The sequence below is a fragment of the Neopusillimonas aromaticivorans genome, from assembly GCF_030344915.1.
Classification (GTDB): domain Bacteria; phylum Pseudomonadota; class Gammaproteobacteria; order Burkholderiales; family Burkholderiaceae_B; genus Neopusillimonas; species Neopusillimonas aromaticivorans.
The window spans coordinates 1,709,084-1,735,305 of the sequence record NZ_CP128233.1; the positions used below are offsets into that span (position 1 = coordinate 1,709,084).

At 58.4% G+C, this 26,222-nt stretch carries 23 protein-coding genes and 11 pseudogenes; 21 read left to right on the forward strand and 13 right to left on the reverse strand.

Annotated features, from left to right (window positions below; all coding sequences use genetic code 11):
• Positions 1-9: 9 nt before the first annotated feature.
• From N7E01_RS18790 to N7E01_RS19660, 13 genes and pseudogenes are all read right to left on the reverse strand, one after another.
• A pseudogene (locus N7E01_RS18790) lies at positions 10-1,007 on the reverse strand (TRAP transporter substrate-binding protein).
• A gap of 19 nt (positions 1,008-1,026) precedes the next feature.
• Positions 1,027-2,018, reverse strand: a pseudogene (locus N7E01_RS09420) (amidohydrolase family protein).
• 14 nt (positions 2,019-2,032) lie between these two features.
• Positions 2,033-2,608 carry a 3-hydroxyanthranilate 3,4-dioxygenase gene (locus tag N7E01_RS09425; protein WP_289172705.1) on the reverse strand — a complete coding sequence of 192 codons (576 nt, stop codon included), beginning with the start codon at positions 2,606-2,608 and terminating at the stop codon, positions 2,033-2,035.
• Between the two features lie 5 nt (positions 2,609-2,613).
• Positions 2,614-3,045 (reverse strand): RidA family protein, encoded by a 432-nt coding sequence (locus N7E01_RS09430; protein ID WP_289172706.1) that lies wholly within the window; start codon positions 3,043-3,045, stop codon positions 2,614-2,616.
• 10 nt (positions 3,046-3,055) lie between these two features.
• Positions 3,056-3,821: pseudogene (locus N7E01_RS09435) on the reverse strand (2-keto-4-pentenoate hydratase).
• Positions 3,818-4,854 (reverse strand): annotated as a pseudogene (gene dmpG, locus N7E01_RS09440) (4-hydroxy-2-oxovalerate aldolase). Before dmpG ends, N7E01_RS09435 begins: the two co-directional pseudogenes overlap by 4 nt.
• 20 nt (positions 4,855-4,874) lie before the next feature.
• Positions 4,875-5,827, reverse strand: a pseudogene (locus tag N7E01_RS09445) (acetaldehyde dehydrogenase (acetylating)).
• A 67-nt stretch (positions 5,828-5,894) separates the two neighbouring features.
• A pseudogene (locus N7E01_RS09450) lies at positions 5,895-6,698 on the reverse strand (2-keto-4-pentenoate hydratase).
• Between the two features lie 57 nt (positions 6,699-6,755).
• Positions 6,756-8,236 (reverse strand): annotated as a pseudogene (locus N7E01_RS09455) (2-hydroxymuconic semialdehyde dehydrogenase).
• Between the two features lie 204 nt (positions 8,237-8,440).
• A complete protein-coding gene (locus N7E01_RS09460; RefSeq protein ID WP_289172707.1) occupies positions 8,441-9,382 on the reverse strand; it encodes a LysR substrate-binding domain-containing protein in 942 nt (313 codons plus the stop codon).
• A 92-nt stretch (positions 9,383-9,474) separates the two neighbouring features.
• Complete coding sequence (locus tag N7E01_RS09465; protein ID WP_289172708.1) at positions 9,475-9,834, reverse strand: protocatechuate 3,4-dioxygenase; 360 nt, start codon at positions 9,832-9,834, stop codon at positions 9,475-9,477.
• A gap of 10 nt (positions 9,835-9,844) precedes the next feature.
• Positions 9,845-10,291, reverse strand: a complete 447-nt coding sequence (locus N7E01_RS19655; RefSeq protein WP_491565763.1) for a DODA-type extradiol aromatic ring-opening family dioxygenase — start codon at positions 10,289-10,291, stop codon at positions 9,845-9,847.
• 104 nt (positions 10,292-10,395) lie between these two features.
• Positions 10,396-10,725, reverse strand: a pseudogene (locus N7E01_RS19660) (DODA-type extradiol aromatic ring-opening family dioxygenase); the annotation flags it as partial.
• A 233-nt stretch (positions 10,726-10,958) separates the two neighbouring features.
• Here N7E01_RS19660 and N7E01_RS09475 point away from each other — a divergent pair.
• From N7E01_RS09475 to N7E01_RS09575, 21 genes and pseudogenes are all read left to right on the forward strand, one after another.
• Complete coding sequence (locus N7E01_RS09475; protein ID WP_289172709.1) at positions 10,959-11,642, forward strand: GntR family transcriptional regulator; 684 nt, start codon at positions 10,959-10,961, stop codon at positions 11,640-11,642.
• Between the two features lie 339 nt (positions 11,643-11,981).
• Positions 11,982-12,188: pseudogene (locus N7E01_RS09480) on the forward strand (TonB-dependent receptor plug domain-containing protein); the annotation flags it as partial.
• Between the two features lie 839 nt (positions 12,189-13,027).
• Positions 13,028-13,834, forward strand: a complete 807-nt coding sequence (locus N7E01_RS09485; protein ID WP_289175780.1) for a TonB-dependent receptor domain-containing protein — start codon at positions 13,028-13,030, stop codon at positions 13,832-13,834.
• 9 nt (positions 13,835-13,843) lie between these two features.
• A complete protein-coding gene (dinB, locus tag N7E01_RS09490; protein ID WP_289172710.1) occupies positions 13,844-14,992 on the forward strand; it encodes a DNA polymerase IV in 1,149 nt (382 codons plus the stop codon).
• A 74-nt stretch (positions 14,993-15,066) separates the two neighbouring features.
• Positions 15,067-15,690 carry an N-carbamoylsarcosine amidohydrolase gene (locus N7E01_RS09495; protein ID WP_289172711.1) on the forward strand — a complete coding sequence of 208 codons (624 nt, stop codon included), beginning with the start codon at positions 15,067-15,069 and terminating at the stop codon, positions 15,688-15,690.
• 242 nt (positions 15,691-15,932) lie between these two features.
• Positions 15,933-16,466: an aromatic-ring-hydroxylating dioxygenase subunit beta gene (locus N7E01_RS09500; RefSeq protein ID WP_289172712.1), complete on the forward strand. Its 534-nt coding sequence runs from the start codon at positions 15,933-15,935 to the stop codon at positions 16,464-16,466.
• A 22-nt stretch (positions 16,467-16,488) separates the two neighbouring features.
• On the forward strand, positions 16,489-17,043 hold the full coding sequence (locus tag N7E01_RS09505; RefSeq protein ID WP_289172713.1) for an aromatic ring-hydroxylating oxygenase subunit alpha: 555 nt from the start codon (positions 16,489-16,491) through the stop codon (positions 17,041-17,043).
• On the forward strand, positions 17,022-17,426 hold the full coding sequence (locus tag N7E01_RS09510; RefSeq protein WP_289172714.1) for an SRPBCC family protein: 405 nt from the start codon (positions 17,022-17,024) through the stop codon (positions 17,424-17,426). The genes N7E01_RS09505 and N7E01_RS09510 overlap by 22 nt, the downstream gene beginning before the upstream one ends.
• Positions 17,387-17,920, forward strand: coding sequence for an SRPBCC family protein (locus tag N7E01_RS09515; RefSeq protein WP_289172715.1), 534 nt, complete (start codon positions 17,387-17,389; stop codon positions 17,918-17,920). Before N7E01_RS09510 ends, N7E01_RS09515 begins: the two co-directional genes overlap by 40 nt.
• A 28-nt stretch (positions 17,921-17,948) precedes the next feature.
• Positions 17,949-18,263, forward strand: coding sequence for an SDR family NAD(P)-dependent oxidoreductase (locus N7E01_RS09520; RefSeq protein WP_289172716.1), 315 nt, complete (start codon positions 17,949-17,951; stop codon positions 18,261-18,263).
• Positions 18,264-18,333: 70 nt separating this feature from the next.
• Positions 18,334-19,338: an ATP-binding cassette domain-containing protein gene (locus N7E01_RS09525; RefSeq protein WP_289172717.1), complete on the forward strand. Its 1,005-nt coding sequence runs from the start codon at positions 18,334-18,336 to the stop codon at positions 19,336-19,338.
• A gap of 181 nt (positions 19,339-19,519) precedes the next feature.
• On the forward strand, positions 19,520-19,789 hold the full coding sequence (locus N7E01_RS09530; protein ID WP_289172718.1) for a hypothetical protein: 270 nt from the start codon (positions 19,520-19,522) through the stop codon (positions 19,787-19,789).
• Between the two features lie 7 nt (positions 19,790-19,796).
• Complete coding sequence (locus N7E01_RS09535) at positions 19,797-20,819, forward strand: ABC transporter permease (protein WP_289172719.1); 1,023 nt, start codon at positions 19,797-19,799, stop codon at positions 20,817-20,819.
• A gap of 12 nt (positions 20,820-20,831) precedes the next feature.
• Positions 20,832-21,400, forward strand: a pseudogene (locus N7E01_RS09540) (hypothetical protein); the annotation flags it as partial.
• Complete coding sequence (locus N7E01_RS09545; RefSeq protein ID WP_289175781.1) at positions 21,380-22,072, forward strand: NADH-ubiquinone oxidoreductase-F iron-sulfur binding region domain-containing protein; 693 nt, start codon at positions 21,380-21,382, stop codon at positions 22,070-22,072. The pseudogene N7E01_RS09540 and the gene N7E01_RS09545, both read left to right, overlap by 21 nt.
• A gap of 33 nt (positions 22,073-22,105) precedes the next feature.
• Positions 22,106-22,291, forward strand: coding sequence for a ferredoxin (locus tag N7E01_RS09550; protein ID WP_289172720.1), 186 nt, complete (start codon positions 22,106-22,108; stop codon positions 22,289-22,291).
• Between the two features lie 39 nt (positions 22,292-22,330).
• On the forward strand, positions 22,331-23,161 hold the full coding sequence (locus N7E01_RS09555; RefSeq protein ID WP_289172721.1) for an SDR family oxidoreductase: 831 nt from the start codon (positions 22,331-22,333) through the stop codon (positions 23,159-23,161).
• Positions 23,142-24,173 carry a 2,5-dihydroxypyridine 5,6-dioxygenase NicX family protein gene (locus tag N7E01_RS09560; RefSeq protein WP_289172722.1) on the forward strand — a complete coding sequence of 344 codons (1,032 nt, stop codon included), beginning with the start codon at positions 23,142-23,144 and terminating at the stop codon, positions 24,171-24,173. Before N7E01_RS09555 ends, N7E01_RS09560 begins: the two co-directional genes overlap by 20 nt.
• A gap of 27 nt (positions 24,174-24,200) precedes the next feature.
• Positions 24,201-25,309: pseudogene (locus N7E01_RS09565) on the forward strand (DODA-type extradiol aromatic ring-opening family dioxygenase).
• Positions 25,302-25,619 carry a nitrilase-related carbon-nitrogen hydrolase gene (locus N7E01_RS18795; RefSeq protein WP_350494818.1) on the forward strand — a complete coding sequence of 106 codons (318 nt, stop codon included), beginning with the start codon at positions 25,302-25,304 and terminating at the stop codon, positions 25,617-25,619. Before N7E01_RS09565 ends, N7E01_RS18795 begins: the two are co-directional and overlap by 8 nt.
• Positions 25,616-26,209, forward strand: coding sequence for a nitrilase-related carbon-nitrogen hydrolase (locus tag N7E01_RS09575; protein WP_350495028.1), 594 nt, complete (start codon positions 25,616-25,618; stop codon positions 26,207-26,209). The genes N7E01_RS18795 and N7E01_RS09575 overlap by 4 nt, the downstream gene beginning before the upstream one ends.
• Positions 26,210-26,222: the final 13 nt, after the last annotated feature.

The following is a 26,222-nucleotide window of genomic DNA, read 5'->3' on the forward strand; positions in this document are numbered from 1 at the left end:
CCCGGGATTCTATACAGCCTGCTTACTGCGACTTGGGCAGATTTTTGGCGGCTTCACGCAGTTCGGCAACCGGTGCGCGTTTGCTCCAGTTGGCTTCCCATTGTGCCGAGGCGTCTTTGAAGAATTCGGGACCGACCGGTACGACTTTCTTGCCGGTTTTCTTGAGCTGTTCTTCCCAGCCCCTTCTTTGGCGGCATAGCCGGCAATGGTGTTCTTCAGGTGCTTGGCCATCAGTTCAGAAATTTGCTTGCGGTCTTCTTCACTGAGGGTTTGCCATACGCGAGCCGAGACAAGGCCCACCATGGGGAACATCATGTGGTTGGACAGCAGGATGGTGTCCGCTTGTTCGTAGAATTTCAGGGCGTTGATCAGTTCGAGGTCCATGTCGATGGCATCAACCTGGCCGTTGGCCAGTGCATCGAACACGGCCGGCAAGGGCAGAGGAGTGGGTGCAACGCCAAGGGCAACATAGAAGTCACGTACCGGGTCGACCGGCGTGATGCGCATTTTGCGCCCCTTCAGGTCGGCAGCGGTTGTAACTGGTGTGCGGCTGAGAATCTGGCGCATGCCGGCCATGCCATAGCCGATACCGACAACACCGGCTTTGGCGGGGAGGGCCTCAAGCAGTTTTGTGGCCGCCGGCGTTTGCAGCAGGTCCCCCGCCTCATGTACATCTTTGACCAGATAGGGGCGAACAGCGCCCCGAAGTTCGGGTCGCGGTTGGTGACCTCGGCCACCGTCATGAAGGCCATGTCGAGGGCCCCGGTTTGCAGCTGCTGCAACATTTGAGCCTCATTGCCCAGCTGGCCGGCAGGGAACAACGTGACGGTGTGTTTGCCCCCGCTTTCTTTTTTCAGCTCTTCTGCAAATTGCCCGGCCGACTGAGTCCAGATGTGCGGGGGCGGCGTAATGAGGCCTAGACGAAAGTCTTTGGCGACGGCGGGTGCGGCAATGGCACAGGCGCCAACGGCGGCGGCAATCAAGGACAGCAAACTGCGTTTTTTCATTGTTGTCTCCGGTGACCGGTCAGGTCAGGTTGAAAAAGGTTTTGGCGTTGTAGATTAGCAGCTTTTGACGTTGTTCCTGGTTGAAGGCCGGTGCGGTAGTGATCAGCGAACCGATCGGTTGTTCCCCCAGCGGGTAGGGGTAATCTGAGCCCATCATGACGCGGTCAATGCCCATGGCACCCACCAGAAGGTTCAGGGCATCATGATCAAATACCGCAGCATCAGTATAGAGCCGGCTGGCGTACTCCGACGGTGGGCGTGGACAATCTTGACGGACGATGTCGCGGTGTTTCCAGGCGTTATCGACGCGCCCCAGGGTGTAGGCGAAGCTGCCGCCGCCATGGGCAAAGCAGATCTTCAGGCTTTCCGGGATGCGTTCCAGGGCGCCTGACAAAATCAGCGACAGCATGCCCAACTGGGTTTCGGCGGGCATGGCGACCAGCCAGGGCAGCATCCACTTTTGCATGCGATCGGGGCCTCCCATCATGTCCCAGGGTGAACAAAGACCGGGATGGATTCGTTGGCGCAATGAATCAGGAAGTCGACCAGATCGGGGTGGTCCAGGTCTTTACTGCCGACGTGATTGCCAATCTGGACACCGATACAGCCCGCAGCTTGTGCCCGCGAGGCTTCTTCGCAGGCCAGCTTCGTGTCTTGCAGGGGGACTTGCGACAAGGCTTTCAGGCGATCAGGGTGTCCGGCACAAAAGGCGACCGCTTCATCGTTCATCTGGCGCGCCCAGTCGGCGGCCTTGGTGGGTTCCCGGTGTACCCGAACATGACCGGCGTCGAGCAGGTGATTTGCAGGTCAACCCCTGGGCATCCATTTCGCTGATGCGGTAGTCGGGGTCCCAGAGAGCACGGTAAACCGGACGAAAACTGCGGTCCCCCAGCATGATGTGGCCTGACTCGCCGTCATCATTGATGCGCAGCCAGGGGCTCGTTCGGCATCCATGGCGGCTGCCGTGGCCTGACTGATCAGCGGAAAAAAATGAGAATGGATGTCAATCATGCTGCAACAGGCTCTTAAAGGTTGGGAAACGCGGTGTTCAACGTGGCGTGCCAGGACTTGTAGTCACGACCCGGGTGCACTTCACCACAGCTGGGGCAAACGCGTTCGGCATCGCCGGTTTTGTAGAACTGGTCGTACACCGGCGGCAGGTCTTTGACAATGTCGGTCAGCTGCATTTCGTAGCGACGCACCAGCGTGCCGCATTTGGCACAGCTCCATTGCAGGGCATCGGCCTCGCCCTTGGGGCGAACGCGCTCAATGACCAGGCACAGGCTGCCCTCTTCGGGGCGTTGCGGCGAATGGGCCACATGGGGGGCCATGAGGAACACATCGCCTTCTTTCAGGTGAATGCGTTCATATTGGCCGCGATCCCAGATCAGCAATGAGGCATTGCCCTTGAACTGGTAGAAAAATTCTTCGACCGGGTCATCGTGAAAGTCGGTGCGTTCGTTGGGGCCGCCGACCACGGTGACCATGAAGTCACTGTTTTTCCAGATCTGCTGGTTGCCAACCGGTGGTTTGAGCAGATGGGCGTTATCGTCGAGCCAGCCTTTGAAGTTGAGCGGGTAGCCGTACTTGAAGTTGATCATGGTCGTTATTCCTTGCCGGACAGGGGCTTGTACGCGGTGGCGCGAATTTCAATCAGCAGATGCGGGTGGGGTAACTGGTGCACGGCAACGGTGGTGCGTGTCGGGCCCGAGTAGTCGAAAAATTCAGCCCACACTTCGTTGTAACCGCCAAAGTCGTTCATGTTGACCAGAAAGACCTGGGTATCGACGACATCGGCCAGGGTGGCGCCGGCATGTTTGAGGATGTCTTCAATGTTTCTGATGACCGCACGGGTCTGGGCCCGGATGTCCAGATTGGTAACACCCAACGGGTCGACTTCAACCCCTTCAAAGGTGTTGTCCGGACGGCGGGAACTGGTGCCCGACACAAAAATGAAATCACCGGCGCGTTTGTAATGGGGAAAACGGCCCCGGGGCTTGGCTTTTTCGGTCAGAACAGCCGCTTGTGGTTCGCTCATGCCTGCCTCCTTAGCGGGTGAAGAATTCAACCGCACCCAGACGGCTGATGTCGCACTTGACGTGAAGGCCGGGGGTAAGGGCACTGGGCGGCGGTGGCACCACCGGCCATGATCAGCGAACCGGCGGGCAGTGACCGCTCACAACCGGCCAGCAGGCGTGCGGCCTGAACGACCGAGCGCATGGGGTTACCCAGAATGGCACCGGTTGATCCGGCCACGACAAAGCGACCGTCATAGGCGATGCTGACGCCGGCGTTGGTCAGGGCATCAAACTGGCGTGACCATTGGCCCACAATCAGGCCGGCCGAGGAGCAGTTGTCGGCCACCACGTCTTCCAGCGTGAACTTGAAGTTTTCGTAGCGCGAATCAATGATTTCCATGGCGGGCGCCACCGCTTCGATGTAGTCCACCGCTTCCAGGGCGGTGATGGGGCGGTCGATGGTACGGCGGGTCAGGAAGCAGACCTCGGGCTCGACGCGGGGGTGGATATACTGCGACAGGTCGACGGTACTGCCTTCTTCCTGCAGCATGGATTTGGTGAGCCAGCCCCAGATCAGGTCGCTGACCCCCATCTGAACCATTTTGGCGCGACTGGTAAAACCCAGCTTGATGCCGCAAATTGTTTCACCGCGATCGACACGACGCTGGATCGACATGCGCTGGATGTCATAGGCCTGTTCAATGGTGAACGAGCCCGGTGCAAACTGGGGGACGGCCTTGGCGTGGCGGGCCGCGTCGTCAAGGGTGGCGGCAAAACCGTAAATATCGATACTCATGCATTGACCTCTTTGCCTTGTTGCTTGAGCATGTCAAGCGCGACGTCAACAATCATGTCTTCCTGGCCACCCACCATGCGGCGACGGCCCAGTTCGACCAGGATATCGAAGGCCGACAAGCCGTATTTAGCGGCGGCGGCTTCGGAGTGACGCAGGAAGCTGGAGTACACACCGGCAAAGCCCAGGGCCAGGGTTTCGCGGTCGACGCGGACCGGGCGCTCTTGCAGGGGCGGACCAGGTCTTCGGCGGCATCGATCAGTTTGCGGATGTCGCAACCGTGATTCAGACCCAGGCGTTCAACGGCGGCAATGAACACTTCCAGCGGCGCATTGCCGGCACCGGCACCCATGCCGGTGAGGCTGGCGTCGATACGGTCACAGCCGTTTTCCAGGGCCACGATGCTGTTGGCCACCCCCAGGCTAAGGTTGTGGTGGGCGTGCATGCCGGTTTCGGTTTCGGGCTTGAGTACGGCCTTGAACGCTTTGAAGCGATCAGCGATGTCGTACATGTTCATGGCACCGCCCGAGTCAACGATGTAGACGCACTGGGCCCCATAGCTTTCCATGAGTTTGGCTTGCTCGGCCAGTTTTTCCGGTGCGTTCATGTGGCTCATCATCAGGAAGCCAACCGCGTTCATGCCCAGTTCACGCGCGTATTCAATGTGTTGCTTCGAGATGTCAGCTTCGGTACAGTGGGTGGCGACGCGTACCACGCGGGCACCGGCATCGTAGGCCGCCTTCAGGTCGTGTACGGTGCCGATACCGGGCAGCAGAAGGGTGGCCACTTTGGCATTTTTCACCGTGTCGGCCACGGCTTCGATCCATTCCAGATCGGTGTGGGCACCAAAGCCATAGTTGAAGCTGGAGCCTTGCAGGCCGTCACCGTGGGCGACTTCGATGCTGTCAACGCCGGCTTCGTCAAGTGCTTTGGCAATAGCGCGCACATGATCCAGGGAATACTGGTGCCGGATGGCGTGCATCCCGTCACGCAAGGTGACGTCGGATACGTAGATTTTCTTTTTGGGGTCAAACATGTGGGTTCTCCGGATCAGGCTTAAACAGCGGCGTTGGCTTGCAGGCCGAGCGCAACACGTTCGGCAGTGGCCATGCCGGCACTGGTCATGATGTCGAGATTGCCGGCGTACTTGGGCAGGTAGTGTGCGGCGCCTTCAACCTCCAGGAAAACCGACACCTTCAGACCGCTGACCTTGCCGATGCCGGGGACATTCAATGGACGGTCGGCGTCGAAGCGTTCGAACTGGGGGCCTGCTTGAGCCGGTAGCCGGGCACATAGGCGGCGACTTCGGCGACGATGGATTCGATGGAGGCGGTGATGGCCGCCGGATCGGCGTCGAGTTCGGTCAGGCAGTAGACCGTGTCGCGCATGACCAGGGGTGGTTCTGCCGGGTTGAGCACGATGATGGCCTTGCCTTTCTTGGCACCGCCCACTTCGGCAATGGCGCGAGAAGTGGTTTCGGTGAATTCGTCAATGTTGGCGCGGGTGCCGGGGCCTGCCGACTTGCTGGCAATGGACGCCACGATTTCGGCATAGGTGACCGGGGCCACGCGTGAGACCGCATGCACGATGGGGATGGTGGCCTGGCCGCCGCAGGTAACCATATTGATGTTGGGCGCATCAAGGTGATCGTTCATGTTGACCACAGGCACAACGTAGGGGCCGATGGCCGCCGGCGTCAGGTCGATGACACGGATGCCGTGGGCACGCAGCAACCGGTCGTGTTCGATGTGCGCACCGGCGCTGGTGGCGTCGAAAACGATGCCGATGTCTTTGAAGACGTCGAGTTTCATCAGGCCTTCCACCCCTTCGTGGGTGGTGGCGACGCCCATGCGGGCAGCACGCTGCAGACCCTCAGAGGCCGGGTCGATGCCGACCATGGCGGCCATGCGCAGGTTCTTGCCATGACGAAGAATTTTGATCATCAGGTCGGTGCCAATATTGCCCGATCCGATGATGGCGACGGAGATGGGTTGGGTATCCGGATTCACGGGGTGACCTCTGTAAGAATGAGTGGGCTCAGGCCAGGGACGTGCGGGTCGGGTGACGGCACGTTGCTTAGGTGTTGGAGAAAATGGCGCTGACACTGCCCAGGCCTTCGATATGGGCAGTGAAGACGTCGCCGGGTTTGGCGGCCGCCATGGGGCCCAGGGCACCGGTCAGTACGACGTCACCGGCGCGCAGGGGAACCCAGACGCGTCATGGTATTGGCCAGCCATACGGCGGCATTCAGCGGGTTGCCCAGGCAGGCCGAGCCGGCGCCGACCGAGACCTGGTCTCCGCGACATTCCATGACCATGCCGCAGCGGATCAGATCCAGGTCGCGTAGCAGGACCGGGCGCGAACCCAGCACAAACAACCCCGACGAGGCGTTGTCGGCGACCGTGTCGACCAAGCGGATATCCCAGTTGGCGATGCGGCTGCCGACGACTTCGATGGCCGGCAAGGCATAGGCGGTGGCCGAAATGATGTCGGCGACGGTGTTGATGGCGTGTGGCAAGTCGCGCTCAAGAACGAGCGCGATTTCGGCTTCAGCCTTGGGCTGGTGAGTGCGGTTCCAGTCGATGGGCTCGCCATCACCGATGGCCATGTCGGCGAACAGGGCGCCGTAGTCGGGGAGTCAACGCCCAGCTGTTGTTGAACGGCTTTGGACGTGAGGCCGATTTTGCGGCCGACCAGACGACCTCCGGCCTGAATGCGGCGCGCGGTTTGGTCTTCCTGGATGCGGTAGGCGATATCGAGTGCGGAGGTGCCTGACGACTCGGCCAGACCCGCGATGTCGTCACGCAGCGGTGCGGTGGTGGTGCCATCGTGTGTGGCGGTCCAGAGCCGGTTGGCCAATGCCTGAATTTGTGCTTGCATGTGTAAGTCTCGTAGTAGCCTGGGTTCGTAAGGGCGGACTGTGCAGGGAGCAGCGCACTAGACCTTGATGCTGATATTGGTGGTTTCGGAATAGAAGTCGAGCGAATAGCGCCCGCCTTCACGACCGATGCCCGATAGTTTGCTGCCGCCGAAGGGGTGCGCAAGTCTCGGGAAAACCAGGTGTTGACCCACACGATACCGACATGAAAACGCGGGCTCAGACGATGGGTGCGTGACAGGTTGGAGGTCCAGAGTGCCGTGGCAAGACCGTAATCGCTGTCATTTACACGGCGCACGACCTCTTCCTCGGTATCGAACGGAGCGATGTGGCATACCGGGCCGAAGACCTCTTCGCGCATGCAGCGGGCGGTGTCGGGCAGGCCCGTCCAGATGGTGGGCAAGACATACGCGCCGTTGTCGCGCTCGTCGTTGAATACCGGAATGCTTCCGCCGGTGACTACGTTGGCGCCTTCCTGGACAGCCAGATCAAAGTACGACACGACCTTGTCGCGGTGGCCGCGTGAAATGAGCGACCCCATGAAGACGTCTTCATCGTCGGGCCAGCCGATTTTCAGGGCTTCGGTCTTGGCTTTCAGGGCCTGGACAAAGCGGTCAAAGATTGGACGCTCGACATACACGCGTTCGGAGCACAGGCAGACCTGGCCGGCGTTGGTGAAGCTGGAGCGGATGATGCCGTCGACGGCAGCGTCGAAGTCGGCATCGGCAAATACGACGGCAGCATTTTTGCCGCCCAGCTCGAAGGACACTTCTTTCACGCCATCGGCGACCGCCTTCATGATGGCCGAACCGGTGCGCGATTCACCCGTGAAGGTGACGGCATCGACGCCGGCATGGGTGGTCAGGGCTTCGCCTGCAGAGCCGGGGCCAAAGCCGTGCACGACGTTGAAAACGCCTTCAGGTACCCCGGCTTCGTGAAACACCTCGGCAATCAGGGTGGCGCTGGACGGGGTCTCTTCCGACGGTTTGCAAATCAGGGTGTTGCCGCAGATAAGGATGGGGGCCGCTTTCCAGGTCAGGGACAGGATGGGCAGATTCCAGGGCGAAATGCTGGCCACGACGCCCAAGGGCTTGCGTGTGGTGTAGTTGATCAGCTGGGTGCCGTCGGCCAGGCGGGTTTCGAAAAAATCACCGTGAGCCTGTTTGCCCAGGTCTGCGAAGGTACGAAAGTTATGAATGCCGCGATAGACATCCAGTTTGCGGGCCTGGTTCATGGGCCGACCGGTGTCGGCGACTTCGGCCGCCAGAAAATCATCGAACCGGCGCTCGATCAGGTCAGCAACCTTGTGCAGGTAGCGTGCGCGCTCTTCCACATGGGTTTGACCCCATTCACCATCGAGTGCGCGACGAGCGCCTAGAACGGCTTCATTGACAAGAGCGGCATCGGCTTCATGAACGTCAGACAGAACATGGCCGTCAACGGGGCAAATGTTTTGAAACGTCTTGCCGGTTTCAACGAAACGGCCATTGACGTAGTTCCGCGTTTGACGCAACGATGCGGGCAGTTCGAATTTTGCCAAGGTGCTCTCCAGAACAGGTTTTTTGCACGGGAAGAAATGTTTGGATCACTTTAATCAAATGGAATGGGGCTGGCAAATGAAATATGACCGCTTTTGTATAAGCAACAGGAATACCTGGAAAGGCACTGATGATGCTGTAGAAGCGTGGTTTCGAGGTCAGGATACGGCTTTCCCGGCGCGTATCAGAGGATGGGCTTGCTGGCGCTAGCGGATATCGGAGCCGGCGTCAGCATCGTGCAGGGCCATGATCAGACGCTGCGTGGCCGGCGTGACGTTACGGCCTTTGGCCAGGGTGTAGCCGACCGTGCCGAAGGGCAGCTGGCGCCCCAGAGGTAGAACACTGAGCAGGCCCAGATGTACGAATTTCCTGGCAACATTGAACGGCATCAAGGCAATCATGCGGGAGTCGATCAGCAGACCGAGGTTGGTCATGATGGACACGGATTCAATGATGCGGGTGGGCTTGGGGATGCCGAGTGCATCGAAAAAATGCATGGCGGCGTGACGGGCTTCAGACTGGGATGTGGGCAGGATCCAGTCCATTGTAGCCAGTTGTGACAGGTTGACTGCACCGGTGGTGGCCAGCGGGTGGCGCCGCCCCACCACGGCGCATAACGTTTCGGTGTGCAGTGTCACATGACGCAGTGCGGGCGACGGGTCTTGTGTCGGTATGAGCCCGACGACAATGTCCAGTTCACCGTCTGTCAGTTCAGCAAACATTTTTTCGTTGACCCCTACCCGGACCTCGACCACCACGTTGGGGGCCAGTTCGCGCAGGCGGATCAGGGCCCGTGGCAGCAGGTCGGCGGCAGCGGTCAGCAAGGTGCCCACCAGTACCTTGCCTGAAATGCCGGCGTTCCAGGAATTGAGGTCGTCGGCCAGAAACCGCAGGTCGGCCAGCAGGGCACTGGGCATGGTTGTGCAGCATAAGACCAAAATCGGTGGGCTGTACCCCCGGCGACCGCGCACCAGCAGCGGCTGACCGAAGTGCTCTTCGAGTTCCTGGATGGACTTGCTGATGGCGGGCTGCGTCATGTGCAGTTCGCGCGAGGCCGCCAGCAATGAACCGCACGCCAGGACACGCTCAAAGATGGCCAGTTGTTGAAGTTTGAGTCGCCGTGCCAGCGACAGCTTCGAGAATTCCATGGGTGTTTTCGGGCCGGGGTTGATGCATCGGGTAGCATAACCCGACCCTGAGTGATCCGGGAGGCCTGGCCACGCCAGGCGACCCGGTTGACTTAACGTGCGTCGGGGACGCGACGGGTTTTCATGAAGTCTTCGAAGGATTCGCCGCGCATGATGGCGTAGACCTCGAGATTGGTTTTGCGAGCGACGCGGGCGAACTTTTCAAGGACGAAAAAATTGACGCCGTGCTTGACCAGGCCCAGCCAGTCTTCTTTTCGTACCAGTTCTTTTTCTGTGTCGTTCAGGCCGGCTTCGGTCATGACGGCTTCAGGGTCGGCCAGATAGCGTTCACGCCAGTCAGCCCGGATCATGTTCCAGAAGAAGCGGTTGGCGTTAAGTGTGCGGTTGCTGGTTCGGATGTCGAAAGCGTAGGTGCCTTCGATGGTTTCAATGCCGTTCAGTTGCGGATTCATGTGGGGCTCCTTACGCAGTGGTGGCGGCCGTGGCGGTGGTTGCCGGTTCGGCGACATCGTCACCTTCAAACAAAACAACCGTCATGGCGGTGGTGGTGGCCAGGTAGTAGTTCTGGTGAACCTTGCGGATGGTGTCGGGCATGGCACCGCGCATGGCCAGCCACATGATTTGTTCCACGCTTTCAGCACCGCCCAGACGGACATAGTCGGCGTGGGTCATTTCCATGAGTTTTTCGGGGTTGTGCTGCAGTAGTTCAAGGAATTCGAGATCCCAGGCTTCATTGTTGAAGCCGGTGCGTTCACCGTGGATCTGGTGTGACAGCCCGCCGGTACCGACGACCACAACGTTGAGGTCTTTCGGGTATGACTCGATGGCCCGGCGCAAGGCCTTGCCCAGTTTGTAGCACCGACGCGGGGTAGGCAGCGGGTACTGCAGGACATTGACGGTGATGGGCACAACGCTACCGGGCCAGTCGGGCTCGTGATCCCAGAGCAGGGGCAGGGTGAGGCGCAGCCGTGATCGATGGGCTTGTTCTGGAAGATGGTCAGGTCGAATTCGTCGTTGACGAGTGATTCGGCAATGTGGGCCTGGAAATCGACATCGCCTTTGATATGCGGCAGGTTGCGCAGGCCCGCACCTTCGTCGGCAATCGGGAAGCGTTCGCCGACACCCAGCGCAAAGGTTGGATAGAGATCAAAGAAAAAGGTGGTGGCGTGGTCGTTGTAAATGAAGACCAGGACATCGGCTTTTTTGTCTTTGAGCCATTGGGCGACGGGTTTGTAGCCATCGAACAGGGGTTTCCAGGCCGGGTCTTCCTGGCGGCCGCGGTCGTAAGCCAGGGCGATGGTGGGAACGTGTGAGGTGCCGATGCAACCAATGATTTTAGCCATGCGAGTTCCTGATGACGAAGATTCAGACGGGATGCCGCCCTGGAGGTGCCTGTTGCGCCGTGGTGACGCGGCAGTACGGGTGGTCTGGTGCGGCTATGCGAGGATAAATTCTAATTTTGGGATCCATAAAAAGCAAATAATTTATAAAAAATAGGTGATTTATCTATTTTTGGATCCCAAATTGGATTCCATATAATTCATTTTTGATCTTCCAGTTCTGGGGCAAGCAACCTATGAGTCAGCAAACACCGGTGGTGGTTCAACTGCGGGAAATGATTCTGGCTGGGGCACTGGCGCCTGGCGAGCGCGTGACCGAAGCCGAGCTGGCGACGCGCCTGGGCGTATCGCGTACGCCCGTGCGGCAGGCGTTGCCCGCTTTGGCTCAGGAAGGGTTACTGGTTTCGGCAGGCAAGCGTGGCTATTCCGTGCGGGCGTTCACGGCCCAGCACAGTATCGAGGCGCTGCGTCTGCGTGCGGTACTCGAAGGGTTCGCTGCACGTCAGGTGGCCGACAAGCGCCCGTCGCCAGCGTTGTTGTCTGCCCTGAAAGCCTGTTTGGCCGAGGGCGATGCGTTGTTCGCCAATCGGCAATTGCGCGATGATGATGAGCTGCGCTATGCCGAAATGAACGCGCGTTTTCATGCGCTTATTCTGGAAGCGGCCCAAATGCCACTGCTGGAAAGTCTGACTGAGCGCTGCAACCTTGTGCCCTTCACCGCACCGTTGAGCATCGCGTTTTCCAATACCAACAAAGAGCGGATGTTCGATTTTCTGTTTTATGCCCATCGTCAGCATCATTCGATTGTGCAGGCCATCGAGGCCGGGCAGGGCGATCGTGCCGAATTCTTGTTCCGCGAGCATGCCTATACGCAAGAGCAAAGTCAGACGCTCGGTCCTGACCAGGGGCTGTACAGATGATGCCGAGTGAAACCGGTGCGCGCGCGTCGCAGGCCTGATGCCGGATCGGGTTATCTGCTGATTGATGAGGGATGAGGTGGCGTCATCCCCATTTTTTAATCTATAAATGTTATGTTATAACGTTGCATTTTGACGGGAGTCATTCATGCAATGGAATCATCCGGCGCCGCTTGCGCTGGCTCTGCTGGGGGTTTTGGGGCGCCGGTCGCGGCACAGACAATTCAGGAACCGGCAGCGGTACAAACACTGGCACCGGTCGTGATTACCGCCAGCCCGCTACGTCAGGCGACGGACAGCGTGACCGTTCCGGTGGAAATCGTTGACGGCACCGCCTTGTTGATGAGTAACCAGACCAGCCTTGGCGTTGCGCTTGAAGGGGTGCCGGGTGTTCAGGCGGATACGTTCGGGTCGGGCGCCAGCCGGCCGGTGATACGCGGCCAGACCCTGCCACGGGTGCAGGTGCTGACCGACGGCCTGGCCACATTTGACGCTTCGGGCGTGTCGCCCGACCATGCGATTATGGCTGACCCCATGCTGGCCGAGCGTATCGAGGTGATTCGTGGGCCGGGGGCGTTGCTGTACAGCCCTGGTGCTATCGGTGGTGTGGTCAATGTCATTGATGGTCGCATCCCGGAGGCAGTGCCGGAAAACGGGGTGGCCGGTCATGTTGACCTGCGTGGCGCGACCGGCCTGAAAGAGCGTGCAGGGGCATTTTCAGTGACCGCCGGTGAAGGTCCGATTGCCGTGCGTGCACAGGGGCTGAAGCGTCGCACGGGAGACTATCGTGTGCCGGACTGGAGCACCGACCGTCTGGCCGGCACGGACCAGGATACGGAAAGTGGCAGTGTCGGATTGTCGTGGATTCATGACAACGGTTTTACCGGGATTGCGATTTCGCGCACGCGCAGCCAGTACGGCATTCCCGGTCATAGTCATGAATATGATGAATGTCACCCGCATGGCAGCCAGTTGCACTGTGGCAGTCATGACCCTGCCCATGCCGCGCATGACCACGAACATGATCATGGCGGCCCGGACGAGCCGCCCCGTGTCCATCTGAAGTCAAACCGTGTTGATTTGCGTGGCGAGTACCGTAAACCCTTTTCGGGGGTGTCGCGCATCAGTTGGGCCGCCGGGTTTGCAGACTATCGCCACGATGAGCGCGCCCACGGCGAGGTGGCCAGCACGTTCAAGAACCGCGGCCGTGACCTGCGTTTTGAAATCGGCCATGAGCCGGTTGCCGGTTGGGAAGGGGCGGTATCGGTGCAGGTGGCCGAGTCTGATTTCCGTACGGCAGGGCCCGAACGATTCATGCCGTCAGCGATCACACGCACCCAGGGGTTGGTCTGTTTGAAGCCTATGACTGGAATAACTGGCGTTTCGAGCTGGGGGCCCGCTATGACCGTCAGCGCATTGACGTTGACAGCCGCGCCCAGGACTACCGTGGCGGTGCCGTGTCGTTCTCGGCCGCAGCCTTGTGGAAGTTCGCTCCGGGTTACCAGGCCTCATTGGCATTGACCCGTGCCCAGCGCATGCCTACCACCCAGGAGCTGTACTCGCGAGGAGTGCATCTGGCTTCAAATACCTACGAAATCGGTGATGCCGGACTGGGCAAGGAAACCGCCAAAGGAATCGACCTGGGCCTGCGTAAAACCGAGGGTGACCTGACCTTTGCATTGAACCTGTTCTATAACCAGGTCGATAACTACATTTATGCCCGTACGCTGGACCGCTACGAGGCCTTCCAGCTGATTCGCTATACGCAACAGGATGCGCGCTTCATCGGCCTGGAGGGCTCGGTTGATTACCGCATCAACCGCACGTTTACCGTCGGCATCTTTGGTGACCTGGTGCGTGGTCGCCTGCGTGGCGGTGATGATCTGGCTCGCATGCCGGCATCCCGACTGGGTGGCCGCGTTGCTGCCAAATGGGGTCAGTTCACTGCCGATGCCACACTGTATCGCGTGTTCCGTCAAACCCGGGTGGCGTCGGGCGAGCGCGATACATCGGGCTACACCATGCTGAATCTGGGTTTGTCGTACGATATGGCCGCTGGCCCGTCTGATCTGACGTTTTATCTGAGTGCCCGTAACCTGCTGAACCAGAAGGCTTTCAACCATGCCTCGTGGCTGGCGCAGGTTGCGCCATTGCCCGGTCGCAGCATTATGGCGGGGGTGCGTCTTGAGTATTGATTTTCGTTTATGCCGTTGCCACGTCGCATCGCCCACCTTGATATGGACGCATTCTATGCGTCTGTAGAACTGCTGCGTTACCCCGAGCTGCGCGGGCAGCCCGTCGTGATCGGCGGGCGCAGCACACCCGCCCCGCGTGATTTGCCAGACGGCCGTCGGGAATACGGTCGGCTGCGCCAGTACGCGGGGCGGGGCGTGGTCACCACCTCAACCTATGAGGCGCGCGCCTTGGGCGTTTTTTCGGCGATGGGCATGATGAAAGCCGCACAGCTGGCCCCCGATGCGGTTTTGCTGCCCGCCGATTTTCAGTCTTACCGCCACTATTCCCGTTTGTTCAAGCAGGCCGTGGCGGCGATAGCGCCCTGCATCGAAGACCGCGGCATTGACGAGATTTACCTTGATCTGACTGATGTCAATATGCCGTCGCCGGCGCTCGGTCAGGCCTTGAAAAGCGCCGTGCAGCAGGCCACCGGCCTGACCTGCTCGATTGCCATTGCCCCCAACAAGCTGCTGGCGAAAATCGGCTCTGAACTGGACAAGCCCGATGGTCTGACGCTTCTGACCGAGGCTGATATCCAGCGTCGTATCTGGCCCTTACCGGTCAAACGGATCAACGGTATTGGCCCCAAGTCGAATGAAAAGCTGGCGGCCTTGGGTATCGAGACCATTGCCCAGCTGGCGCAGGCTGATCCGGCCTTGCTGCAGACGCATTTCGGGCTGACCTACGCCCGCTGGCTGGTCGAGGTGGCCCACGGTCGTGATGATCGTCCGGTAGTGACCTATCGCCGTCCCAAGTCGATCAGTCGTGAAACCACGTTTGAACGCGACCTGCACGTGGTGCGTGATCGTGAACGGTTGTCGGAAATGTTCTGGCGGCTGTGTGAACAGGTTGGCCAGGATCTGGTGCGAAAGCAATGCCGTGGGCGCACCGTTGGTATCAAACTGAGATTTGATGATTTCCGTACGGTGACCCGCGACATTACGTTGCCGAACGCGACCGTTGACGCGACAGACATCCATAGGGCGGCTCGCCAGTGCCTGAAGCGGGTTACGTTTGATGCCCCGTTGCGCTTGCTGGGGGTTCGGGTCAGTGGTCTGGTGGATGAGGCGGGTGATGTGGTGTTACCGGTTCGGGGCGAGCAATTAAGCCTGTATTAATTTTGCGTGCAAAATTGTAGATAATTTTATGAAAAGGTCCTGATGCATGGTAAATTTTCTCGCGGAGGTGACCCATGACCCAGATTTCAGATACCCAGACTTACGCCAAACAGGGGTTTGGCAACACGTTTGAACTCAAGCCCCCGTTCGGGCTGTTAATCATTGATTTTGTCAATGGCTTTGCCGACCCCGAGGTGTTTGGCGGTGGCAACATCAAACAGGCCATTGCCAATACCGTGCCGCTTCTGGCCGAGGCCCGCAAACGGGGTTGGCCTGTGGCGCATACGCGGATTGTGTTCGCCGATGATGGCGCTGATCACAATATCTTTTCGTTGAAGGTGCCCAGTATGCTGGGCTTGAAAGAGGACGAACTTAATAGTGCCATCGTGCCTGAATTGACTCCGGCTGCTGGCGAATTGGTGGTGCGTAAAACGGTGCCTTCGGCATTTTTTGGTACGTCGCTGGCGGCCTGGCTTGCTATGCGTGGTGTTCAAACCCTGGTCGTTGCTGGTGCCGTTACCAGCGGGTGTGTACGCGCCAGCGTGGTCGATGCCATGCAGTGGGGGTTTCGCCCGCTCGTGTTGGCAGATTGCGTGGGTGATCGGGCGCTTGGGCCTCACGATGCCAATTTGTTCGACATGGCACAGAAATATGCTGTTGTAATGACGCGCGATGAAGCGCTGGCAGCGACGTCATAGCACGACTGACAATTTGCCGTGTTGTTGACTTTGAGCGGGTGGCGATTGCCACCCGTTTTGCATTCCAGCGATTCAATCTGAGCAGTACGACAGCATCATTGAGGAGGGAAGTTCTGTGCAGTGGATTGTGGATATTCACAGTAGTGAAACTACTGATAGTGAAAACACGGGGTTATTACATGCAAATTTGTATGCAATTATGTGGGCAATTGAATCATGTATGACACGTCAGGAGTCGTGAGATGAACTTGGTGCAAAGTGGTTTGGGTCCGCTGGCAGACAGCGCGCTTCGTGAGGAAGTCCAGAACTGGTTATGGGTTGAGGCTGAGTTGCTGGATTCGATGCGCGAGCGTGAGTGGCTGGACAATATGGTCAGCAAAGATGTCATCTATCAGTTGCCTCTGCGTCAAACGGTATTGCGCGCCCAAGGCAGTGGGTTCGTTGACGGTGCATTCCACCTGGATGAAAACTGGGGCTCACTGAACAGCCGTTTGTCCCAAAACGAAACAGGCCATTCGTGGGCAGAAGATCCACCATCGCGCACACGCCATTGCGTGACGAATATCCGTGTTGGGCAGATGTCGGGTGATGAAGTTCAGGTGCGCTCCAACCTGTTGTTATATCGAACCCGTCAGGACGATACGGCCCCTCAGGTGTTCGCTGGCGAACGTCACGACGTATTGCAGCGTGTTGGGGGCAGCTTTCAACTGAAGCGCCGTACGATTTACCTGGACACCACGGCCATTGCGTCGCACAACCTGGCCATTTTCTTTTAATGCGTAGCGGAGACTGCAAGTCATGACGAACACAAGTAATGCCGGGCATGCCGGAATCGATATCGACAAGGTGCTTGAAAATCTGGCCGAGGGTGTTGACTATGGACGTGTGCCGGCGACGCTGTATGGCAACAAGGACGTTTACGAGCGTGAGCTGAACCAGATTTTTGCGCGTGCCTGGGTTTTTATGGCCCATGAGTCAGAGATCCCGAACAAAGGTGATTATGTCTCTCGCAAGATCGGTGAAGATGACTTCATTGTGACCCACGATGCCGACGGTCAGTTCAATGTGTTGTATGACGCCTGTCGTCACCGTGGCGTGAAGGTCGCCCGGGCAAGTGCTGGCAACACGGAAAACTTCCGTTGCCCTTATCACGGCTGGACGTACAACCTGAAAGGTCATCTTACGGGTGCACCGCTGTGGAAGAACGCCTTTGGCGATATGGACAAGATGGCTAACAGCCTGGTGCCTGCAGCGAAGGTGGGAGTATACCAAGGCATGATTTTCGCCACGCTGGACGCGGGTGCGCCTTCCTGGAAGAGTACCTCGGGGGCATGGCCTGGTATCTGGACCTGATTTTCGGTCTGAACGAGCACGGCATGGAAGTATTGGGTCCACCTCAGCGTTTTGTAATGGACGCTGACTGGAAGTCGGGTGCAGATAATTTCTCGGGTGATGATTACCACCTGGGCACACTACACCGTTCGGCCATTGAAATTGGCGCCTTCCCGGTCCCGTTTGCCGAAAACATGAAGGGCTACCACATCCAGGCGGCACCAGGGCATTCGCTATCGTTCTCGATGGCGGCCAGCGAAGATGAGCCGGGCCCCAAGTTTTTGGCTACCCCGACGAGTTTGCCAAGACGTTCAATACGTCACGCATTTCACAAGAGCAACTGGATGCTGCACGTAAGTCCCGCGTGTTCGTTGGCAACGTTTTCCCGAATTTTTCGTTGTTGATGTTGCCTACCACCGATGATGCCTCGCGCCATCCGGCAAGCGGCATGCTGACCATGCGTGTCTGGCAGCCTAAAGGCCCCGGCAAACTCGAAGCCTGGGTCTGGTTCCTGGGTTACAAGAACATGACCCCTGAACAAAAGCGTCGCACCTACAAGTCAGGGCTGGCCACGTTCTCGATGGGTGGTACTTTCGAGATGGATGATACCGAGCCCTGGATCACGATTGCACGCAATGGTCGCTCAGTGGCCGCTGAGAAACTGGGGTTGACACTCAACTATGAAATGGGTTTGCCTGGCCGTGGTATTGCTCAACAGGTTACCGACGGCAGCTGGCCTGGCCCAGGCATTGTGTACAAGAGCCGGTTTGAAGAAGGGGTGCAGCGCAACCTGTTCCGCTTCTACGCCGAAATGATGCGTACGCCGCAGGGCATGTACCCGTCATTGGCGTTTAGTGAGCAGGCCAAGAATCCACCGACGCCTGGCAACGGTGCTTAACTCGGTCACCACGTCTCAAGGAGGTCATATGAGTCGTTTACAAGATTACGTGGCCATTGTCACCGGCGCTGCCGGTGGCATCGGACGCGGCATTGTCCAGCGGTATATCGATGAGGGCGCCCGGGTGGTGGCCGCTGATTTGAATACCGACGCACTGGCATCGTTGGTGCGTGCACACCCGGATGCTATCAAGGTCGTCAAGGCTGAGCCCGTTGTTGCAAAGCTGGCTGAGGCGGGTGCAACCGTGTTGTCCGGCAAGCGGCATGTGCCATGGGGGCAAGAGGTTGGGCAGATTTCAGCCCGGTCTTCCGCGTCGAGTAATCCGGCGGTAAAAAGGAGCTGAACATGGGTGCTGTTGCGCAAAACCTGTCTACTGACCCGTCTGTTCCAGGCGGGGGCTGACCGTACGCCAGTTGGGCAAGCGTTACGGCACTCACTGGGCACTTCGTGGCGTCAATCTGACCTTTGAGCCCGGGCAAGTGCATATTTTGTTCGGCGAGAACGGTGCCGGCAAATCAACCCTGATTTCAATGCTGGCCGGTGCCAACCAGCCCACGGAGGGTTGTTTGAGTATTGGCGGCTTTGAGGGGGCGTTTCGTTCGGTCAACGACGCACGTGCCAATGGCGTTCGTGCCGTTTTTCAGGAATTTTCGCTGGCTCCCAATCTGACCGTGGCTGACAACATCGTGCTCGGCGATGAAATCACGGGTGTTTTTGGGGTATTGAACAAGTCAGCTGCCCGAGAACAGGCACGGGCCCTGATCCAGCGTTTAGGTTTTGAGATTGATGAAACTGCCTTGGTCGGGGACTTGCCGCGCGGCAAGCAGCAGATGGTTGAAATCTGCAAGGCTGTGCGTGCGGTGCCCAAGGTACTGATCCTGGATGAACCCACGGCATCCTTATCGACGCATGACACTGCGGCGCTGTTCGACGTGCTGGCAAGGCTTAAAGATCAGGGAACAGCCTTGATCTACATCACGCATCGCATGGAAGAAATTGCCAGGCTGGGGGATGTGATCACCGTTCTGCGCGACGGTGAAATGATCGCAACGGTGCCTGCCTCCACCGACGAGTCGCGTCTGATCGAGCTGATGACCGGTCGTCAGTTGTCTGATATTTACCCGGTCCCGACTCAGTCTGTGGGTGACATTCGCTTTGAGATCGACAACCTCACCACGGTTGACGGTTCCGTCGTCGGTGCGAATCTGAGTGTTCGGGCGGGTGAGATCGTCGGGGTGGCTGGCTTGGTGGGCTGTGGGAAAAGTGAGCTGGGGCAGGCTTGTTTCGGGTTGCTCAAGCATGCCGCCGGGCAGGTGCGGCTGGATGGCAAGCCATGCCGTTTTTTCACCCTGCCGACGCCATTGAGGGTGGGGTCTGGTACAGCCCTTCAGATCGTAAACGTGACGGTTTGGCATTGATCCGTCCGGCGCGTGAAAACATGCTGCTGTCCGCGATGGGGTTTGGCGACATTCGCAGGCGCTTGCGCCGTTTGTCGGACGAGACGACGCTGTCTCGTCATTTATCCATGAAAGTCGAGTTTCCCTCGGCGCGAATGGGCGAGGCGGTGTCCAACTTTTCAGGGGTAACCAGCAGAAAGTCATGCTGGCCAAGGGCTTGGGCCAACCTATTGATGTCTACATTTTTGATGAGCCTACCGTTGGTGTTGATGTCGGTGCACGCCAGTCGGTGTACCGGTATATCAGTGAGCTGGCAGCCAATGGGGCTGCCGTGATGATTATTTCTTCAGATTTGCCCGAGTTGCTGGGGCTGACCCATCGGCTGCTTGTGATGCGTGAAGGTCAGATTGTTGCCGAGTTTGATCGCCCCGATTACGACCAGCATCGCATTCTTGAAAAATTCTTTGATTGAGTCCGCTATGTCTATAACCTCTTCTGAAACGGTCGCTTCCATGACGCCAGCCAACACAGCATCCCGTCGTTTTTCATTCAAATGGCTGGTACACAATCAGCATTTGATGGTTCTGCCGATTCTTTTTGCGGTGGCTCTGCTGGTATTTGCCTGGCAAGCCCCGGGGTTCTTTACGGCCGACAACCAGCTTAATGTGTCCCGTCAATCGGTGTACCTCATGCTGGTTGCGCTGGCTCAGCTGATTGTCCTGGTTGGTGGTGGCATTGATCTGTCGGTGGGCACTGTGGTGGCGTTGTCGTCTGTGTCGGCCGCCCTCACCATGAGCGGCCTCTATCACAACGGTAATGGTGCATCGGCCGAGTGGGCCATTTTTGCCGGAACGGCGGTGGCGGTAGCCGTCGGTGCTTTGGTCGGCCTGATCAATGGCATCGGTACGGCGTTGTTCCGGATTCCTTCGTTCATGATGACTTTGGGCATGTCTTCGGTGGTATTCGGTGTGGCCTTGCTGGTGAGTGGTGGCGTGCCGGTTTATGGCCTGCCCTACCAGTTCGGGCAGACGTTTGGTTACGGTGTTTTCATGGGCATTCCTGCACCGGTCATTGTCATGTTGGTTGTGATTGCCTTGGTGTACCTGTTGCTGGAGTGGACACGTTTCGGCCGTCATTTGTATGCGATTGGTGGTAACGCCCGTGCCGCTGCGTTGTCCGGTGTACGCACCGAGCGCGTCACGATCATGGCGTTTGTGCTGTCAGGCGTTTTGTCCGCCATTGCGGGGGTGCTGCTGACGGCCCGGCTGGATACCGGTGAGTCCAGCATCGGTACCACCTTTCCGCTGGAGTCAATTGCGGCGTGTGTGATTGCCGGCGCGGCGCTTACCGGCGGTGTGGGCCGTGTGCTGGCTGTTGTTGCCGGCACGTTCCTGATCGTGATGGTGCAAAACGGCATGAACCTGATGCAGGTGGGCGCGTATGCGCAGACCATGATCGTGGGGGCCTTGCTGATATTTGCGATGGCCTTTTCCAAGAAGTAAGGCGGTGACTCTATGAAAGTTGATCTTCCCTGCGGTGCCTGGCCCGGTCTTGAGCCTCGTTTGATTGTTGAGTCAGCCCGGTCGGGCTACCTGGACCTTCAAGCAGAGCAGGTATTGGGCACATATTCGGCGGTGTTTGAAGGGGTTGCGCTGATCGAGCAGCTGAAGTTGTCCGGTTTGCGTGGTCGAGGAGGTGCAGCATTTCCGGCAGCCATCAAATGGGCCGCGGTTGCGGCGCAGGAAGGTCCGAAAGTGGTTGTGGCCAATGGCGAGGAGGGGAGCCCGCCTCGAAGAAAGATCAGTGGCTGTTGTTGCATCGGCCTCACCTGGTAATTGACGGGCTGTTGCTGGCGGCCAGTGCGTGCGGTGCAGACCGGGCTGTAATGTATTTGTCACATTCTGAAACCGTAGCGTCTGTTCAGCGTGCCTTGCGTGAACGGGCCGATGCCGGATTAGTGAACGATAGGGTTCGTCTGGAAGTGTTCGTGGTGCCACCTACCTATGTAGCCGGTGAAGAAACTTCGGTTGTTCGGGCGATTTCGGGTGGCCCTGCGCTACCCATGGCCAAGCCGCCTCGTCCTTTTGAAAAGGGTGTCGATGAATTGCCCACGCTGGTTTCCAACGTTGAAACGCTGGCGCATGCAGCGTGGGTCGCTCGCCATGGCGGAGAGGCTTTTGCCCGGGCGGGTACCGCTGATTCGCCCGGAACGGCCTTGGTCACATTGTCGGGGGCGTGCGGTCGCCCGGGCGTGTACGAAATACCGTTTGGTGTCAGTGTTCGTGAGCTGGTTGATACGCTGGGTGGCGGTTTTACGTCCGTGCCTCGGGGTCTGGCGATTGGTGGGTGGTTTGGTGGTTTGACAGGGCCAGCAGGCCTGGATCTTTCGTGCGAGTTCGGTGCGTGCAAGTCGGCGGGCAACGGCTGGGGGTGCGGAGCGATTACGGTTTTGGGCGAGGCGGATGATCCCATCCAGTTCGCTGCACGGCTGGCGCAATGGTATGAGGCTGAGTCTGCACGACAGTGTGGCGTTTGTATTAAGGGAACGGCTGCGATTGCGTCCACCTTGAAAACCCTGTCACAACACGGGGCGACCCAGATCGACAAAGACAATCTGGTTCGGTGGGGCCAAATATTGCCTGGTCGGGGCGCTTGCGCCTTTCTTGATGGTGCGGCGGCACTGAGTCGCACCCTCGTCTCAAATTTCCCTGTCGAGGTGGCGGCTGCGCTGGCTGAACCCCACCCGATGAACTAAGTGATTTTCATACCGGAGAAGATGATGAAAGTTATGTTTGATGCAACCAAGTGCTCGGGCTATGGCCGTTGTGCCGAGATCTGTCCGTCGGTTTTCGAGATCGACGAGTTTGGCTACGCGAAAGTCCTGGGCGATGGCACCGTGCCAGCAGCTGATGAAACCAAAGCAACTCAAGCCGTTGCCGAGTGTCCGGAAAAAGCGATCAGTCTGGTGGCTTGAGCCGGGGCGACGTAGATCAAGGCATCACAAGGAGCAGTAATGGATTTACAACTGAACGGCAAAGTCGCTTTGGTGACGGCAGCCAGCAAAGGTATCGGTAATGCCGTGGCGCAGCGACTGGCAAGGGAAGGGGCGATTGTGGCGGTGTCTTCACGCAGCGTCGCTGGTGCGGCAGAACAGCTGTTTGACGGCGGTGGAAAAATTGTGACGTTCCCGGCAGATCTGGGCAATGTGGCCCAAACCGGGGCGCTGGTTGATCAAGTCGTCGCGCGTCTCGGACGTCTTGATATTGCTGTGCTTAACACCCCGGGGCCAAAAATCAAACCCTTTCTGGATACCGAGCTTGAGGACTGGTCGGGCGCTTTTGATGTACTGGTCCGTCCGGTGGTTCAGCTGGCGCTGGCCTCGGCCAAACAGATGGCGGCCAATAAATCGGGCAGCATCGTGTTCCTGACGTCGACATGGGTCAAGCAGCCTGCCCCTGGTGGCGCTTTGTCATCATCGATGCGTTCGGCGCTGTCGTCCATGAGCAAGCAAATGGCGACCGAACTGGGTGCGTACGGTGTGCGGGTCAATCAGGTTCAACCGGGCGCTACCGGCACCGATCGCATGCATGACATTGTTCGTATGAAAGCCGATAAAAACGGCACCAGTGCCGAGCAGGAAATTCAGCAGATTGTGAAAGATATTCCGTTGGGGCGTTGGGGTAACCCGGAAGAGATTGCAGACGCCGTGGCCTATCTGGCGTCACCCTGGCCGGTTTTATCACTGGTGCAACGTTGCAGGTTGATGGCGGTGCCGTGCGCGCGGTTTGAACCAGCACGTTTTCATAGATTTCCGGAGATTAACCATGACCATGTCATTGACTGAGCTGTTTATCAAGCAATACCAATTATGCGGGCTGACCGATAAAGAAACCGTTGGCGTTATATATGAGTTGGGTAAAAAGACCGAGTATGTCGAGGCTGCTGTTGCGGCAGCCCGGTCGCTGGGCGCAGGTGCCCTGGTCCTGGGTGCGTCCAGCCTGTCAAACCCGACTTTGCCACCGTATACCTCGGATGGCCGCGAGGTGCCGGCTTTGCTGGCTGGTGCAGGTAACTGCGACCTCGTCATCGATGTGACTGTCGGTGGCCTGATTCATTCCAGTGTGCGTACGAATATCACGGGGCAGGGCAAGCGCATGTTGTTTGTGGCTGAACCGGCCGACGTTCTTGAGCGGTTGATGGGTGACGACACCCTGCGCCGTGACGTCGATGCGGCGGCCGAAATTCTCAAAGGCGGCAAAGTCATGAAAGTGACCAGCGCCGCAGGCACGCATCTGACGTACGACATTGCCAGCCCCGATTTACCCATTACCCGTCAGTGGGGTTTTGTCGATGAGCCCGGGCGCTGGGACCACTGGCCCAGCGGCTTCATTGCGTGCTTTCCGCGTGACCGTAGTGCCAATGGCCAGATTGTGCTTCAACCTGGCGATGTCGTCATCCCGTGGCAACGCATTATTCAGACCCCGGTCACTTTGACGGTCAAGGATGGTTTCATCACCGAAATTACCGGTGAAGGCCCCGAGGCATTCTTGCTGCGTGATTACTTCGCCCGCTGGAATGACCCCGAAGTGTATGCGTTGTCGCATGCGGGTTGGGGCATGCATCCGATGGCCAGCTGGACAGCGCTGGATGTGTATGATCCCCGGTCCTTGTATGGTCAGGAGTTGCGTTCGGTGGCCGGTAACTTCATGTGGTCGACGGGCTCGAATCGCTTTGCGAATCGCGAGACGCCGGCGCACCTGGATATTCCCATGCGCGGTTGCACGGTCATGATTGATGATCGAGCCGTGGTTGTTGACGGTCAGTTGCAGTGCATGACTGAAGCGCTTGCCGCCTGACCCCGATATTGAATAGCGAGTAATCGAATGGACAGAAAAATTCTCGAAGCCGCCATTTTGAAGTTGGGGCAATCGCCCGAACTGTTGGCCCGCTTCAAGCAAAATCCCGCTGAAGTCGGGGCGACTTTGGGGCTGGATGCACACTGGTCTGATGTGATTTTCAGGGGCGAGCGCAACTTGCTGCGCTCGGCCGGTGTCAATGATGGCATCACGATTCTGGTCAGCCGCTGGTTTCAGGATAACCTGGCCGACAGCAGCAGCTCCGACAAGTTTGTGTTCGACGGCAAGTTTTCCAGCGACCAGCCGAATGTACCTGAAAACATTGTTTTTGCGGGTGGTTGCTCACACGTTCCCGACTTGCTGGCTCGACCTGAAATCGATCCTCCCGAGGCCGTCGAACGGTTGAAGGCCGCGTATGCCCAGTTGGGGGCGTCGCTGGCAGCCGCCAAGCCGGATGTAGTTGTCGTAACGACCGATTGCCATTTTCAGAGCTTTGAAACCGGGGCTTTTGTTGTGGGTGTCAGTGACCAGCATAGCGGCTCAATGGAGTTCTTCAAACGCCCCGACCTTGATCTTTCCGTTCAGGGCGACCCCGATTTTGCCCGTCGTCTGGTTGATGTGGCCAGGGCCGGGCAGTTAGAGGTCGAAGCGGCCCCGGTGGTTAACCTGGATCACGGCCTTATTGTGCCCCTGCGTCAGGTGCTGCCTGGCCCCGATGTCAAGGTCGTGCCTGTTGTGACCCAGCCGGCACGCACATTCTCACCGTTTGGTGCCCGTGCATTTGGCCAGGCGTTGCGCAAGGCGATTGAGGGCTCTGGCAAACGCGTGGCGTTGTTGGCGACCGGGGGCTTTCGCATTGGCTTGATCCGGGCAAGTTCGGGGCCGTTGATACGGTGTTTGACGATTACATTCTGCAGATGCTGCAGCATGGCCGTGGTCTCGAGCTCGCCAATCTTGAACCCTACCCATTGCTCGATCATGGGCAGTACGAGTTCCTGAACTGGCTGATCGTGCTGGGTGCACTGGGCCCCGGCATTCGTGCCGAAGTGTATGCCTATGAACCCTTGCAGGCTTCGGGTGGTGGTTGGACCGTCGTCAACATGAATGTTGACAAGCTTGAGGTGGCCCATGCCTGATGTAACCGCGGCTAAAACGTTACGGGTCGGCTTGGTGCAGTTGCAGCCAACCCGTGATGTTGCCACCAACTTGCCTCTAGTGCTACAGGCCATTGCCGATGCGGGTCAGCAAGGTGCGGAATTGATCGTTATTCCTGAAAATGCCTTGTGTATCGGTACCAATCAAATGATGCGCGATGCGGCTGTGTCTCTCGATGGTCCCGAGATCTCGGCAATTTGCGCTGCTGCGGTCCACGCCGGGGCTCATGTGGTGTTGGGGGCTTCAAGCAAAAGTCTGACCGGCCGCTTTTGCAAAACACCTTGCTGGTGATCGACCCCCGGGGCAACGTTCAGGGCAGCTATGACAAGGTGCATTTGTTCAATGCGGTCGTCAACGGTACGACGTTCCGTGCTTCTGACGTTGAGTCTGCCGGCGATCATCTGGTTATTGCCGACATCAACGGCGTCAAGGTGGGGCTGTCCATCTGTTTCGATATCCGCTTCCCCGAGATGTTCCGTCAAATGGCACGCGCCGGTGCCCAGGTCATTCTTGTGCCGGCGGCTTTCACCCGGACAACCGGCAAGGCGCATTGGGAAGTGCTGGTTCGCGCACGTGCGATTGAAAACCAGGCTTATGTCGTAGCCTCGGCAACGATTGCATCGGAGGATGCGACGGTCTCTGGTTTTGAGACCTGGGGGCATGCCATGGTCGCGGGCCCATGGGGGATGTGCTGGCAGATCTGGGCGAGGTCGATTACGGCGTCCGGGTTGTTGAGCTGGATTTGGCCAAGGTGGACGAGGTGCGAGCGAAGTTGCCTGTGCTTCATACCGGTCGACCTGAGGTTTACCAGCGTGAGCCCCGGTACATTTAGGGTAATCGCCTGTGGCCTTCAAGGTTTGGATGTAAAAGCCTTGAGATAATGGTGTCACAAAC

What these genes read in the sequence shown, in the direction of transcription:
- N7E01_RS09530 (WP_289172718.1), top strand. Translation starts at nt 19,520, where the DNA reads ATGCTGGCCAAGGGCTTGGGCCAACCTATTGATGTCTACATTTTTGAT.
- N7E01_RS09545 (WP_289175781.1), top strand. Translation starts at nt 21,380, where the DNA reads ATGGCCAAGCCGCCTCGTCCTTTTGAAAAGGGTGTCGATGAATTGCCC.
- N7E01_RS09535 (WP_289172719.1), top strand. Translation starts at nt 19,797, where the DNA reads ATGTCTATAACCTCTTCTGAAACGGTCGCTTCCATGACGCCAGCCAAC.
- N7E01_RS09495 (WP_289172711.1), top strand. Translation starts at nt 15,067, where the DNA reads ATGACCCAGATTTCAGATACCCAGACTTACGCCAAACAGGGGTTTGGC.
- N7E01_RS09475 (WP_289172709.1), top strand. Translation starts at nt 10,959, where the DNA reads ATGAGTCAGCAAACACCGGTGGTGGTTCAACTGCGGGAAATGATTCTG.
- N7E01_RS09430 (WP_289172706.1), bottom strand. Translation starts at nt 3,045, where the DNA reads ATGAGCGAACCACAAGCGGCTGTTCTGACCGAAAAAGCCAAGCCCCGG.
- N7E01_RS09555 (WP_289172721.1), top strand. Translation starts at nt 22,331, where the DNA reads ATGGATTTACAACTGAACGGCAAAGTCGCTTTGGTGACGGCAGCCAGC.
- N7E01_RS09520 (WP_289172716.1), top strand. Translation starts at nt 17,949, where the DNA reads ATGAGTCGTTTACAAGATTACGTGGCCATTGTCACCGGCGCTGCCGGT.
- N7E01_RS09505 (WP_289172713.1), top strand. Translation starts at nt 16,489, where the DNA reads ATGACGAACACAAGTAATGCCGGGCATGCCGGAATCGATATCGACAAG.
- N7E01_RS09465 (WP_289172708.1), bottom strand. Translation starts at nt 9,834, where the DNA reads ATGAATCCGCAACTGAACGGCATTGAAACCATCGAAGGCACCTACGCT.
- N7E01_RS09425 (WP_289172705.1), bottom strand. Translation starts at nt 2,608, where the DNA reads ATGATCAACTTCAAGTACGGCTACCCGCTCAACTTCAAAGGCTGGCTC.
- dinB (WP_289172710.1), top strand. Translation starts at nt 13,844, where the DNA reads ATGCCGTTGCCACGTCGCATCGCCCACCTTGATATGGACGCATTCTAT.
- N7E01_RS18795 (WP_350494818.1), top strand. Translation starts at nt 25,302, where the DNA reads ATGCCTGATGTAACCGCGGCTAAAACGTTACGGGTCGGCTTGGTGCAG.
- N7E01_RS09460 (WP_289172707.1), bottom strand. Translation starts at nt 9,382, where the DNA reads ATGGAATTCTCGAAGCTGTCGCTGGCACGGCGACTCAAACTTCAACAA.
- N7E01_RS09560 (WP_289172722.1), top strand. Translation starts at nt 23,142, where the DNA reads ATGACCATGTCATTGACTGAGCTGTTTATCAAGCAATACCAATTATGC.
- N7E01_RS09510 (WP_289172714.1), top strand. Translation starts at nt 17,022, where the DNA reads ATGGCCTGGTATCTGGACCTGATTTTCGGTCTGAACGAGCACGGCATG.
- N7E01_RS09550 (WP_289172720.1), top strand. Translation starts at nt 22,106, where the DNA reads ATGTTTGATGCAACCAAGTGCTCGGGCTATGGCCGTTGTGCCGAGATC.
- N7E01_RS09500 (WP_289172712.1), top strand. Translation starts at nt 15,933, where the DNA reads ATGAACTTGGTGCAAAGTGGTTTGGGTCCGCTGGCAGACAGCGCGCTT.